Raw genomic sequence first — 13,299 nt, 5'->3', positions numbered from 1 at the left:
TTGTTTATTGCGTCTATTTCACGAGTTATTGTGTCGAATAACTGTCACTCACCCTCTCTACTCCGTCATATATATGACACCTATTGCTTTCACTCCCAGAACAATTAAAAAATAGCGGATTCATTGAGTTATAGGAGTACGAAATCCAGTTTGTTGCACGTATAATGTATGAAAAAATACACTGTAATCCAACGGCTGATTTTTCATGGTCGAATGCGGAGCAGTCAATACACAATAACGCAGTAAAAATACGCTTCAAGAAGCTTTAGCGTGAATAAAACTGCGACATCCTGGAAGCCCATAATGCTTAAAGCCCGTCTGGCAGTCTCTACTGCTTGTTTAAGCCTACTTATCTCTTCGCCAGTAATTGCTGACGACGAACTTGCCGCGCTGTTAGACATGCCATTGGAATCGCTCAGCGATACCAAAGTTGTTTCCGCCACGCGAACGGCATTGAGCCTGTCCGATGTACCTGCCGCTGTTCATGTTATTACGGCAAAAGAAATTAAGCGCTCAGGCGCACGTTCCGTGGCAGATGTTCTGGTACTAGCGCCAGGTTTGCACGTGGCGAAATATTCTAACTATGACTGGGGTATTGCTGCTCGGTCACCTAATGAAACGCTGAGTAACACCATGCTTGTAATGGTGGATGGGCGCAGTGTATTCAACGGCATGTTTTCTGGCGTGGACTGGGATTTGATCCCCGTAAGCTTGGACAGCATTGAACGTATCGAAGTGGTGATGGGCCCGGTTGGCACGATTTGGGGCGGTAATGCCGTGAATGCTGTTGTCAACGTCATTACCTACGATGCAGAAGACGCGCCACGCAATAAAGTGTCAGCCTCTATTGGTAATTACCATTACAAAGAAGCACGGGTTCACCACGGCGGCCAAGTTACCAATAATCTTTACATGAGTGGGTACGCTGAGCTTGTTGAGCACATGCCTTGGACAAGTGATGAAGACCGTGTTCAACCAATACAGCATTTCCGCGTTCAGACAGAACGTTTCGGCGTGCGAGGCGACTATCAGAAAAACGACCGTGAAGTGTCGTTTCAGCTTGGCGGCATTCGTTCTCGTGAAGACTACAACTGGGGTTCTTATCAACCACACTTTTTGACGCCCGGTGTCGATGGCCCAGATTACGTCAAATACGAAACTGAAATGCTAGCGGAAGAGTATTTTGCTGGTGTTAAGTTCTTGCAAGAATTAGGTGGTTCCAAACAGTGGGAGCAGCAATTCTGGCTAACCTACAGCAGTAGCGATGGCTCGGACCGTAATGCCTATTTCACTCGTATCGACTCGGAAACGCGCTACAGCGACAACAACGTGTTGGGTGGGCAACTGACGGTGGGCTTTGACTATCGTGTGATTGACGAATATTTCCGACCGTATGAGCCGAGTGAAATTTATACCTCTCCGTATGTACGTGTGGCAGACGAAGCCGGTTTTGTGAATCAAAGCGCCGCGGCGTATTTCAACTACACCTATCCGCTGACTGACACCACGTCATTGATGGTGGGTAACCGTTGGCAGTACTTCAATATGGTGAGTGAGACCTTCTCACAGCCTCAGGTGCGTGTCATGCAAGAGGTGGGAGACAATCAGCGAGTGTGGGCTGGTTGGGGTAGGGCGGTGGTGACACCTGCTCGCCAAGGACGCTCGACGGATTTTCACGAAAATGGTTATCAGAGTAATTATTTTGGAAACTATTGCTACGTAGACGAATCTGATGCTTATCAGTGCCTTGAATCAGTAGACTACCTTCAAATTGTCGAATATCTAGGGAATGAGGATCTTCCCGTTCAGACTGTAGATACTTATGAACTGGGTTATCGTCTATGGGAAGGTAATGTTTTCCAGTTTGACGCTAATTTGTTTTACAGCGAAGAAGATGGTATTCCAGCATGGATGCAAATATCGGGTGTACACTTGCCTCCGATAATTGGTAATTCCTCTCCTGATGCAGATGGAACCGTGATCGGATTGTTCCAGTATCAACACATTGCACCACTCAGTTCTCAGACCTACGGTGGTGAGTTGAGCATGAAATGGCAGCCAACTTCCGCGGTACAAGTGAATGCGAGTTACAGCTATCGTGAAATTAAAGCAGACTGTCACGGCGCTATCTGTTCTTCGACGGACGTCCCAATGCGTTCTTACGAAAATGAACCTGTGCATTTAGCCAATGCTCAAATTATGTGGGATATCACACCGCAATGGTGGGTGAGTAACGTCGTTAACTATGTACATGCTAGCAGTCCAGATGACGTGCTTCAGGATGTCGAATACTACGCGTGGCCAGAAGTGTTAACGTGGGATATGGTGATAGGTTGGCAGGCATCTGAACACATGCCGCTAGTTACTTTGAGCGCAGAAAGCTTGTTCAACGACCAAGTGAACGAGTATCCCGAAAGTTACGCTGGGTTTAATAATGGTACGCAATATTGGCTAGAAGTCGATTGGCAATGGAAATAAAAAGAGTCTGATTTGGTAGCGCTTTTGAATGATTGATTTGGCGAAACGAGCTTTTTCGCGACAACTAAACTGGCTATTGTTGGCGACAGTCATCACGGTCAGCTTAGGTGCGCGTGCGAGTGATTTTCGTGATGAGGATTTGAAAGCGGTCTACCTATATCGCTTCGCTTTTTTGATTGATTGGAAAACCCTTCAACCGACATCAGGCCGATATGCGTTTTGTTCAGATAGCGACAACGAAGTCAGTCTTCGATTAAAAGATGTGGTTGCGAGAAAGCCGGATCAAGCGAGCTTTACCGCTATCACACAACAAAGTGAAACTGATATAAACTGCCACATTGTTTATACCGCCAATACTTCTGCGCAGCACATCTCGACTTTACGCACTCAATTTCCCGACGCATTGGTTGTCGGTGAGGGTAATGAGTTCACTGCTAATGGCGGGATGGCGGCTTTTGTCAAAATGAACAACCGAGTTAGACCCCTCATTAATCTTAATAATTTACAGTACGCACCTTTTTCATTGCGTTCTCAGTTGTTATCAATTTCGATCATTGAAGAAGGAGATAACGCATGAACCTTCGTTTTCTCAACAACCTCCCATTAAGAGTGAAATTCATATTCCCAACTTGGGTATTGATGACATTGGGCTTGATCGTGTTAGGCAGCGCAGTTGACCATGCCGTGGTGCGATACCTAGAGAAAAGCCTGATTGATAGCTCGAAAGTGATGGCGATGTCTGCGGCAAGCAACCTCAATGCGGCTGTGGCATTTGGCGATGTAGAAACAGGGCGTGAACAGCTTCATGCGCTGAGTGCGAATCCCGATCTTATCGCAGCGCGTGTACTCACCAATGAACGTTTGGAATTTGCCTCGTTCTCTCGTTTACCTGATGATTGCGCTCGACAAGCGCAACATATCCTCTGTGCCAGCACGGCGGTGGAACGCGTGTCTGCTGAGATTGTTCTCGGCGACGACAAGTTGGGTGATATCTTTCTTACTGTATCGAGAAACAACATAGAGGAAGAACGCCGAGCTTTGTTGATGTATTTAACCGCAGGCACGACCGCGTTATCTATTCTGTCTCTGGTATTTGCTCAAATGCTTCATCGCATTGTTGCCTCTCCGTTGGCATCACTGCACCAATCTATGTCTGCGATTATTAGGCTTGGTGTGGTGAATCGGAGTATTCCAGTAAGACACAACGATGAGTTGGGCCAAGTGACTGCCTGCTTTAACGAAATGGTGACGAACCTTTCTGAGCGTGATGGTCAGTTGAAACAAACGCTACAGGAACTGGAGAATAAGAGCCGATACATCAGTCAGGTGATGGATACCATGGACCAAGGTGTAATGGTTATTGCACCGGGAGACAACGTTACCTATTACAACCCTGCGGCAGAAAGGCAGTTAACCCGTTTTGGATGCACACCCACTCGTCTTGAAAGTTTGTTGGGGGTGTTTGAACCTGCAGACAATATGGTGGCAATCTCCACTGCCATTGATGCGCATCAGCCGATAAAAAATGTAGAGCTTATTCATCCCGAAACGGGTTCTGTGTTTTTGATCAGCACGCATCCGATGGCAACGGCACTTCACTCATTATTGCAGTTTGAAGATGTGACGGCTCAGCGAGAATCTGAACAGCGTCGTAAATTTGCTGAGATGATTTTTGATAAGAGTCAAAACGCCACGTTGGTCTTGTCTCGTGCTCTGAATATTAAAACTCAAAATACGGCGAGTATTCGCTTATTTGGTGAGAATCGTACATGGAGTGAGCTTGACGTTGATAAACGTTTCCGCGCCGCCTTCAGCGAAATTAAAGCGTTAATTTCGACAGGAAGCTATCAATGGCGAGGCATGATGATGTCCGTGGCCGGCGATTGTTTACCGTGCCAAATAACCGCACAAACCTTGGTTAATCACAGAGGAAAAATTGACGGTTATGTCGTGTCCATCGTTGACCAAACTGTGGAGATGGAAATCAAGCGTTTGAATCATATCGCTAATCACGATGTGTTGACGGGCTTACCAAACCGAGCACATGCATTCGATAAACTCAGTCGTGATCATGACAAGGGACACGGTATGCATGTCCTGTTTATCGATTTAGACGGCTTCAAAGCGGTCAACGATCAGTTTGGACACAACATTGGTGATGAGCTATTGAAAGTGGTGGCAAGTCGCATGAAGGCCTGCTTGTCACGGTATGATTTTGTCGCACGTCTTTCAGGTGATGAATTTCTCATCGCGATTCAGGATGCATCTTCAGTGGATGGCATTGTGAGTCGGTTGCTCGAAAGGCTGAGTCAGGAAATGGTGATCAATCATTGCAAACCTCAAGTCAGTGCGAGTATTGGCATTCGACGCTGGGTGGCAAACGATAATGCATCACTGGCGACGGTCATCGAGCAAGCCGACAAAGCCATGTATGGCGCCAAGGCTAACGGCAAGAATGGTTATGCTTTTGCCCAAGAAGGTATGGTGACTGGTGAGTTAGATAGAAAGTTATTCGCTAGAGAATTATCCGCTGAAGAGCTTTGAGCTATTAGCAATGAGCAATGAGCAATGAGCAATGAGCAATGAGCAATGAGCAAAGCGACAAGCTTGTCGATGGTATCTCGCTAATATAATTGGCGGTTATAAACTGTTTTGGGTCATCTTAGCCAGTGCAGAACATTCAGGCGTTTCAACGTCTGATTCGAAAGCCTGGCAAGATAGCGCCGTCATGCTTTTCAAGCAGGCCGTCGCCGCGGTATCGACTTTATTGCTGAGACTCATCACATCGAACTCGCCACGAATCTGCCTACACGCCGCCCCAATCATCTTCTCCACAAAGGCGCTGTTGGCTGTATCAACATTCTCACCACCCAGACTTTCAAGCGCACAAGACTGCATTTTGTCACACAACACAGATATCTGGTTATCTAGGTCAGGACTGATAGCGGATTGAACAGAAAAACACACGAAAAGGAGTAACCCCATTGTTGCTACTACGCCATTTCGGGTGAATGATTCCATCCAATTATTGGCTTCTTTTTTCATGATTCTTTCCTGCCTGAATATCCGCCCGTTACCGTGAAATTAGCAGCGTTTTCGATGCTACAAGCCTCACAAATGTAAGAATCAAATCGCATGACGTCACCATCATAGTTGTCGGTAACCTCAGAAGTTTTTTCATCAACTCTAAAGAGCGTGAACTCATACAAAACTCCTCTCGTCTGTACTCGAACTTTCTGATACTTTCAGTCTGTTGTTAGAAATATCCATAGGAAGAACAATGTCTATCGAAGGGGCGCTGACATTCACGTTGGCCATTTTTATTTTTGTATTGACGCCGGGTCCGGGCATCTTCGCGATTCTTGCTCGCGCGATGGTGAAAGGGGCGAGAGGCTGCACGGCATTGGCTGCCGGAATGGTGGTGAGCGATTTGGTTTATCTCACTTTGGCATGTTTTGGTTTGGCGACGATTGCGGAAAATTACTCTGAATTGTTCACTGTGATTCGCTTTGCAGGTGCAGCGTATTTAATCTATCTCGGCTACAAAATGTTCCGTGCTTTACCACAACTGGCAACAGTAACCGGATCTGCTGAAGAGAAAACAAAGGGGCACATTTCTGCCTTCGTTCAAGGCTTTTTAATCTCAGCATCGAACCCGAAGGTGATTCTGTTCTACATCGCGTTTTTGCCCACTTTTATGGATTTAACTATTCTCAGCATGGCAGATGTGGTGTTAGCCAATGTATTGGCTGCCATTGCATTGATGAGTGGTGCAATGCTGGTGGCCTTTGGTGCCGCGAAAGCGGCTAAGCTGTTGAAAACTGAAAAAGCAGTGAGACGCATGAATCGGGGGGCTGGCTCAATCATGATTGGGGCAGGGGCATACTTGGCTTTGAGCCGTTAACTCGCACTTGGCGCGTTACCAGCTACATAAAAAAGCAGCGAACTCGCTGCTTTTTTTTGTAGCTATCTGAATCACAAATGGTATTCCTTTAGGGCTTTACGATGCCAGTGATGCCACGTTCACGTTACCTTGGTTGGCTAGAAAAGCGTGAGATAATTGTGAAATGATCGACGGTGAAATCAGAGGATGAGAGCGACTTGCCGTCACGACCACAATATCGACAGCAGGTAGAGGAGGAAGGCTTCCGTTTGTGATGATCTGTAAGTCGGGAGGCACACTACCCGATGCCATGGCCGAAATCGCGAGATTTGCGCGTGCTAAGCCGTGCAGAGTGGAAGCACTGGTGGTAAATGCAATCAAATCCACCTCAATGCCAAGCTTGCCTAATCCATCCAATGCCGTGGAGTGAAACTTACAGTTTTTGTCGAACAGTGCGACGGGCATGGGTCTACGATGGGGCAGGTTCACGTCACTGCCGCTGACCCATACCCCTTTATCATGCTTGAGTAACCAGCCTTCGTCAGAATCGGGTGAGCGTGTGAGGATTGCCATGTCTAATTCACCACTGTCTAACCGCTGCCTTAGACGCGTACTGGATGCACACAGAACATCAAATGTTTGGTCGCCAATCAGTGAGCGCAAAGCACTAATAAATTCTGGTAACAAAGATTCAGCATAGTCATCGGGACAACCTAGTCTGATGGGGCGGCTCGTATCGTCGCGTTTGAAAGCATCTAGCGCTTCATCATGCCCAGCAACAAGACGTCGAGCATGGCTGACAAGGCGTTGTCCTGACAAACTCAAGCTGAGCGGACGTTTCTCGCGGTCAAATAGCGGGCTGTCGAGCTCTTCTTCGAGCCGTTTTATCTGCATGCTGATCGCTGATTGCGTGCGATGAATTTGTGCTGCAGCGCGGGTGAAACTCCCTGTGTCTACAATGGCTAAAAAGCTTCTTAGTGAATCAATATCCATGTGTTACCCACTTGCGATTTGTTATCTCGATACTCATAGCATCAACAATTCAAATAATAACTATCAAGACTATGCGTTAGAAACCGCCACCGCAACCTTGCATACTGAATTCGTCCTAACCTATCTCATGCAAAGGAGTGTGTCATGAAACTCATCATCGCAAACAAAAATTATTCGACGTGGTCACTACGTGGCTGGTTGGTATTACGTGGATTCGACATTGCGTTCGACGAAGTGGAGCTTGAACTGTTTACCGAATCTTTCTATGCCGAGATTGCGAAACACTCTGGCGCTGCAAAAGTCCCTGTTTTGGTGGACGGCCCAATAGAAGTGTGGGACTCATTGGCGATTTGCGAATACGTGAATGATCAATATCTAGGTGGAAAGGGCTGGCCTGGAGATATTGCACAACGTGCAAAAGCACGCGCATTTTCAGCAGAAATGCACTCAGGTTTTCAAGCACTTCGTAATGAAATGCCAATGAATATCCGTGGTCGACGCAAAATCTCACCGTCTGAAGCGTGTTTGAAAGATGTGGCACGAATCGATGAAATCTGGGCGGGGCAGAGACAAGAATTCGGCAACAAAGGCGGTTGGCTATTTGGTGAGTTTTCTATTGCTGATGTGATGTACGCCCCAGTTGTATTACGGTTTATTACCTACGGCGTGGCGTTATCACCTGATGCGCAAGCTTATGCCGACCATGTGTTGAACAGCGCGGCGGTTCAGCAGTGGGTTAACGAATCAAAGTCTGACACCTCTGTGGTTGCCGAAGACGAGGCGGGCACAGAAATAAGCTAGGGACAGAAAACGGCATCTATCAAAGATGCCTCCAGTTACCATACTTTTGGCGGGCGTTTGCCCGTCTTTTTTGTTTGTATATATTCCCATCAAATCGAATGTTTCTTTGATGTAACCCATATAAAATGCGCCGCACTTCAGTTTAAGGTGTGTCTTCATCTCGCAGAAAAGAAGTCGCACACCGATGGCAAAGATTAATCAAGAAAGACTGGTTGAGCATTTTATTGAGCTGGTGAAAATTGACAGTGAATCGGGTAACGAAAAAGCTGTTGCCGAAGCTCTGGCAGAACAATTGGGTCACATGGGATTTGCAGTAACAAAATTGCCTGTTCCTGACACCATTTCTAACGGCTTTAATATTTACGGTAAATTGCAAGGGTCATTGGAAGGCAGCATTATTTTCAGCAGCCACATGGACACAGTGACACCGGGCAACGGTATTGAGCCAATCATCGAAGATGGCATTATTCGCTCAAATGGCGAGACCATTTTGGGTGGTGATGATAAATCGGGTATTGCTGCGGTGATGGAAGCGGTTCGTTCCATTCAAGAGAGCGGTGAAGCCCACAAAACGATTGAAGTGGCGTTCACAGTGTACGAAGAACTTGGCCTTGAAGGTGCCAAGCATTTCAACATCAGCATGATCGAATCACAACAAGCTATTGTATTAGATTCAGGTGGCCCGATCGGCACTATTATCACCACTGCGCCTGGCCAACAAAGCCTTAAAGTCACCATTAAAGGTAAACCAGCACACGCGGGTTTGGCACCTGAAACGGGGATAAATGCCTTAACCGTGGCGTCTGATGCGATCAGCAACATGACGCTAAGCCGTATCGATGAAGAAACCACTGCAAATATCGGTGTGGTACGTGGAGGTCAGGCGACGAACATTGTGATGCCTGAGCTTTACATTGAAGCGGAAGCCCGTTCGCTAGACGACAATAAGCTGGCGAAACAAGTTGAGCACATGGTATCAACGTTTGAAGCTGCCGCTGAAAAGCACGGCGCGGGTATCCATATCGAATCAACACGTTCTTACAATGCTTACCGCATTGCTGATGACAACCCACACGTTGTTGCTATTAAAGCGGCTTTTGAAGCAATAGGCATTGAGCCTGTCACCAAACCTACGGGTGGTGGTTCTGACGCGAATGTTTTCAACGAAAAAGGTTTACTGACAGTCAACATGTCGACTGGCATGGCAAAAGTTCATACCACGGAAGAGTTCATTGCCGTGAGTGACCTTGTTTCTATCAGTGAGTTTGTTCGTGCATACGTGACGCGATAAACGCTGATTTGTAGAAAAAAAACCGCCGTTTTCAGGCGGTTTTTTATTTCTAGCTCAAGGCTTATTATATCGATGGCAATCCTAATTTAACCAACGGATAGGTAGGAAAAATTCATTTGAACCACGGCGTATAGACGTTTTGGTGAAAAATATCGATAGCGACAAAGGCCAACATCAGCGCCATTAACACGTTGAATGCGCGAAAATAAATGGGCTGCTGAATTCGACGACCTATCAACCCACCTATGACTGAATAAGAGGTGGGTGCGCCAAAGGCCAATAGGCATAGAACAAAAATCCAGAACAAACTGCTTGCGCCATGAATACCGGCGGCAGGGAATTGAATGGTCACGATAGGTAATGTCGCGATAAACCCTTTGGGGTTGAGTAGTTGCAGTACCAGCCCGTCTTTGAACGACAATGAATCTTCCATTTTCGTGTTATCAATTTGTATGCGAGCGCTGATCAACTTACTGGCAATATATAAGATATAACAGCCTCCCACGGCGCTGACGAAAGGCAATGATTCCTCTGTCACCAAAGAACCCCCAACCACATTCAGCGAAACAAACAGAATGAGCATGGCAATGGCAACCCCCGTAAAATACGGAAGGTTTTGCTTAGTTTTACCCTGGATACCGCCATTTAGCCCCAGTAAATTAACCGGCCCCGGTGAGTACATAATGCCGATGGCGTATGCGAAAAGTTCTAACATAACAATCTAATCTCTATATTCAAGGCGAGCGAAAGGCCTCTTCAGCGTGTGAACTGAAGCCTGAGTGAGTTGGAAATTGGAACACTTCCAGTGATTCCGACGCGCTGGTATTAACGAGCGCTGATTCTAAGAAGTGAGGTTGAGCACTTATTCGAGGTGGGGCGGCGGTAGTGCTCTAACTTGGAGCTGGTATTGTTTTGGTGTCATACCAAATACGCGCTTAAAACGGCGGTTGAAGTGGCTGCTATCGGAGAAGCCAAATGCTTGTGCTACATCACTTGATTGCATACCTGACTCCAAGGCCTTTCTCGCGCCATTGATGCGGCAATTGAGTACGTATTGGTGGGGCGTAATACCAAATTGCGCGCGAAACAGACGGATAAAGTGGAACTTCGACAATGAAGCCGCATTTGCGATGTCATCAATGGAAATATCTTTATCGATGTGCGATTGAATGAAATCTTTGGCACGGAGCAACAGCGTATCTTGCCGGCGGGCTGGCACCACATCCTCAAGAAATTCGGTGCAAGAAACCATGGCATGAGACAGCTGAAACAGTGCGGATTCTTGCTCGATGCGGTTGCTTGCTTGGTCTTTGATAAGGGATGACATGATTAGCGCTTGGTTGCGAAGTGCCATGCTGTCTAATCGGCAGCCTTCTATACGAAGGCTTGAAGGGTTTTTCACTCCTAACGCCTTGAATTGGCTTGCAACGCTGCTTGGGTGAACATACAGCATCAAATACTCAAGATCTTGCTGCCCGCCAGAATGACCATCATGAACATCTTCAGGGTTAAAGAGCAGAACAGCGCCGGCTGGATTCTTATGATACGCACCCTGACAGAAAAAATCTTGCCTACCTCGTAACGTTACCCCGATAGAAAACTCTTCATGAGCGTGTTTGTCGTAGGAAAAATCACGCATGTTTGCGTCAAGCACAGAGACACCATCAAGGTGTTGGCTTTGGGCAAAATGAAAACGATTTTGTGTCGTCACGTCGATTCCCTCAGTGTGCGTTCTCAACATCTTTGCAAAGTATAAGCATCGAAGCTAACCAAAACTTGAACAAAATTGCTTGATTTAAGGCGTGCTGAAAGAGGGTTAGGGGATTAAGGGGCTGAGATTGACTGAGTGTCTTCTCGTGGAATGGCGATTTGACGAAGATGTTGACGGATCTCTTTTGCGGCAGAGTCCGTCAGAATCACATTCATCGCACACAAAAACACGACCGACCCAGCCAGCCCTGCTGAGAAGAATGCGCCAGCACCAAGGAACATGAAGCACTGAATAACAAAGGCGATAGCGCAAAGAAGTTGGCCAGTCTGATTATATGTTACGGCAAGGGTGTCTTTGGCAATGTCGTGCTTAATGGTGATAGGCAATACAGCCCAACCCGAATGCACTCGGACATTGCCGTTTTTCATTGTGGTGTTAAAACCATTGTGATTAAGAAGTTCAGAAAGCGCGTCTAACTGCATTAGATACCACCAATACTGTCTGTGTGCCCAAATGTTGAGCCACAGCAAGTGCACTGTTCATAAGAACTGCCGAGCATTAAATCCATTGAGTTCGAAAGAACAATGGTGGCGCGCTGAAAGAGTGTGCTGTCTGGTGAGACTTTTCTCGGTTCTAGTTGAATGTGAGTGTGCGGCGTTACTCGTCCACAATCCTCACAGTAAAGCGTGTTGTTTTGTTCTGCCATATCGCCCTCCTTGGTTTCCTTGTCAGAATCCCATGCTGCAACTTGAAACGGACTTGCTGGTTTCTGCTGCTTGGGAGGTTTCAGACTACGGTTTGCCGAGTGAATCGGAAGCCTACCAGACAATTTTTGAGATCTTCATCAACTTTTCAGTGCGGATGTGGCGGTGTTTTAACCGCATTGGCTACCCCCAAATGTTGCCCCAATTCTTCAGTGAATCTTCTCAAACAGATTCTCATGAGTGCAAATGAATCCGGCTCCTCGAATATATTTTCTGTATTTCACTCATGAAATTCGATCACTAGAAGATGCATTTAACGTATACATTAATTGAAAACATGAATTGAAATTTACGATTAGATTTAAATCAGAAAAGAAGTCAAATCTAACATTTTGGTGACAAACGTCTCATTTTTCAAATGAAAAATGCCAGTCATTGTTATTAACTTGCGAAATTCTTGGTTTTTAACAAAACTATCAACGTATACGTATTTTTATAGTCGTCATGACGGAATACAAGGTTTTCTGAGGAAACGCATCCTCAACGAATCGTGTGAATGTTAAGGATGGTAATGAGGAAAACGCTGACAGAAACGGCATATCAAGCTGTCAGGCAAATGGTTTTGTCCAATGAACTGGAAGTCGGAAGCTATTATCTCGAAGAGGCGCTAGCACGTCGTATTGACGTTTCGCGTACGCCACTGAGAGAAGCGTGTATTCGGTTGGCTCAAGAAGGCTTGATCGAGCCCGTGCCGAGACGTGGCATTTATATCAAGCCAATTTCTTTGGATGAGCTTCATGAAGTGCTCGAGGTGGTTGCTGCATTAGAGCTTTACGCCATCAGCTATCTCGACATTCAAACGTTGGATGATAAATGCTGGGATACCTTGAAATTTCATCTTCAAATGCTTTATGACGCCCGCGATCAGAAGAACAACACCAAGTGGGTGAAGCATGAGGCGGCTTTTCGACTGTCGTTAATCCGTTTAACGGGTAACAAAACGTTTCTATTACTTATGCAACGAATGATGGATAAATCTCGCCGTGTTCGTGCAATGGTTTCTAAATTGGGTGTTACACCTTGGGAGGCTGTAGATGCGTATTCGCATTTAGTCAGAGCAATAGAATGTGGTGATAAGGAAACGGCGAAACGTTCACATGAAGCGTACTTGCAGCGATCCTCGAGAGAATTAATTTCTTTATTGAAGGGCATCACGGGCTTGATTGAAGCAAGACCGATTCAATAGACGTTACGATATTTTTGGCTGTGGCAATTAACTTGGTTGGAGAAGAGACATGGTAGAGCAGGATAATCTACGGAATCAGATCGTTGATTACTGCCGCGAACTGTTTGCGAACAGGCGAGATACAGAGGATAGCGGTAATATCTCTGTGTTGATGAGTGATAACACAGTGTTAATGACGCCAAACAGTAGCCA

Annotated in this window: 13 protein-coding genes; 7 read left to right on the top strand and 6 right to left on the bottom strand. The window is 46.3% G+C overall.

Translation table 11 applies throughout. The features are described 5' to 3' along the window. Window positions 1-303: 303 nt before the first annotated feature. Genes LRP50_RS10995 through LRP50_RS10985 form a run of 3 tightly spaced genes read left to right on the top strand, consistent with a single transcriptional unit; the run spans window position 304 to window position 5,022 of the window. Window positions 304-2,478, top strand: coding sequence for a TonB-dependent receptor plug domain-containing protein (locus tag LRP50_RS10995; RefSeq protein ID WP_274164511.1), 2,175 nt, complete (start codon window positions 304-306; stop codon window positions 2,476-2,478). A 28-nt stretch (window positions 2,479-2,506) separates the two neighbouring features. Next, window positions 2,507-3,055: a YfiR family protein gene (locus LRP50_RS10990; RefSeq protein ID WP_274164510.1), complete on the top strand. Its 549-nt coding sequence runs from the start codon at window positions 2,507-2,509 to the stop codon at window positions 3,053-3,055. Beyond that, complete coding sequence (locus LRP50_RS10985) at window positions 3,052-5,022, top strand: diguanylate cyclase domain-containing protein (protein WP_274164509.1); 1,971 nt, start codon at window positions 3,052-3,054, stop codon at window positions 5,020-5,022. The genes LRP50_RS10990 and LRP50_RS10985 overlap by 4 nt, the downstream gene beginning before the upstream one ends. A 96-nt stretch (window positions 5,023-5,118) precedes the next feature. Here the strand turns inward: LRP50_RS10985 and LRP50_RS10980 are convergent, their stop codons facing one another. Further along, window positions 5,119-5,523: a hypothetical protein gene (locus LRP50_RS10980; protein WP_274164508.1), complete on the bottom strand. Its 405-nt coding sequence runs from the start codon at window positions 5,521-5,523 to the stop codon at window positions 5,119-5,121. Window positions 5,524-5,758: 235 nt separating this feature from the next. Here LRP50_RS10980 and LRP50_RS10975 point away from each other — a divergent pair, with 235 nt between their 5' ends. Next, on the top strand, window positions 5,759-6,382 hold the full coding sequence (locus tag LRP50_RS10975) for a LysE family translocator (RefSeq protein ID WP_274164507.1): 624 nt from the start codon (window positions 5,759-5,761) through the stop codon (window positions 6,380-6,382). A 96-nt stretch (window positions 6,383-6,478) separates the two neighbouring features. On the opposite strand, the gene LRP50_RS10970 is transcribed toward LRP50_RS10975, so the two are convergent. Next, window positions 6,479-7,354: a LysR family transcriptional regulator gene (locus LRP50_RS10970; RefSeq protein WP_274164506.1), complete on the bottom strand. Its 876-nt coding sequence runs from the start codon at window positions 7,352-7,354 to the stop codon at window positions 6,479-6,481. A gap of 144 nt (window positions 7,355-7,498) precedes the next feature. Here LRP50_RS10970 and LRP50_RS10965 point away from each other — a divergent pair, with 144 nt between their 5' ends. Beyond that, window positions 7,499-8,155, top strand: coding sequence for a glutathione S-transferase family protein (locus LRP50_RS10965; RefSeq protein WP_274164505.1), 657 nt, complete (start codon window positions 7,499-7,501; stop codon window positions 8,153-8,155). Between the two features lie 184 nt (window positions 8,156-8,339). Then, complete coding sequence (locus LRP50_RS10960) at window positions 8,340-9,446, top strand: M20/M25/M40 family metallo-hydrolase (protein ID WP_274164504.1); 1,107 nt, start codon at window positions 8,340-8,342, stop codon at window positions 9,444-9,446. A 112-nt stretch (window positions 9,447-9,558) separates the two neighbouring features. Here the strand turns inward: LRP50_RS10960 and LRP50_RS10955 are convergent, their stop codons facing one another. The 4 genes from LRP50_RS10955 to LRP50_RS10940 form a co-directional block, all read right to left on the bottom strand. Beyond that, window positions 9,559-10,161, bottom strand: coding sequence for a LysE family translocator (locus LRP50_RS10955; RefSeq protein WP_274164503.1), 603 nt, complete (start codon window positions 10,159-10,161; stop codon window positions 9,559-9,561). Between the two features lie 147 nt (window positions 10,162-10,308). Continuing rightward, window positions 10,309-11,157 carry an AraC family transcriptional regulator gene (locus LRP50_RS10950; protein ID WP_274164502.1) on the bottom strand — a complete coding sequence of 283 codons (849 nt, stop codon included), beginning with the start codon at window positions 11,155-11,157 and terminating at the stop codon, window positions 10,309-10,311. Between the two features lie 113 nt (window positions 11,158-11,270). Next, window positions 11,271-11,639, bottom strand: a complete 369-nt coding sequence (locus LRP50_RS10945; RefSeq protein ID WP_274164501.1) for a hypothetical protein — start codon at window positions 11,637-11,639, stop codon at window positions 11,271-11,273. Next, window positions 11,639-11,863, bottom strand: coding sequence for a hypothetical protein (locus LRP50_RS10940; protein ID WP_274164500.1), 225 nt, complete (start codon window positions 11,861-11,863; stop codon window positions 11,639-11,641). The genes LRP50_RS10945 and LRP50_RS10940 overlap by 1 nt, the downstream gene beginning before the upstream one ends. 569 nt (window positions 11,864-12,432) lie before the next feature. Between LRP50_RS10940 and LRP50_RS10935 the strand changes: the two genes are divergently transcribed. Next, window positions 12,433-13,107, top strand: a complete 675-nt coding sequence (locus LRP50_RS10935) for a GntR family transcriptional regulator (protein ID WP_274164499.1) — start codon at window positions 12,433-12,435, stop codon at window positions 13,105-13,107. Window positions 13,108-13,299: the final 192 nt, after the last annotated feature.

The sequence above is a fragment of the Enterovibrio gelatinilyticus genome (assembly GCF_028683095.1).
Classification (GTDB): domain Bacteria; phylum Pseudomonadota; class Gammaproteobacteria; order Enterobacterales; family Vibrionaceae; genus Enterovibrio; species Enterovibrio gelatinilyticus.
The sequence above is the reverse complement of the archived record's forward strand: the minus strand, read 5'-3'. Positions and strand labels throughout refer to the sequence as shown.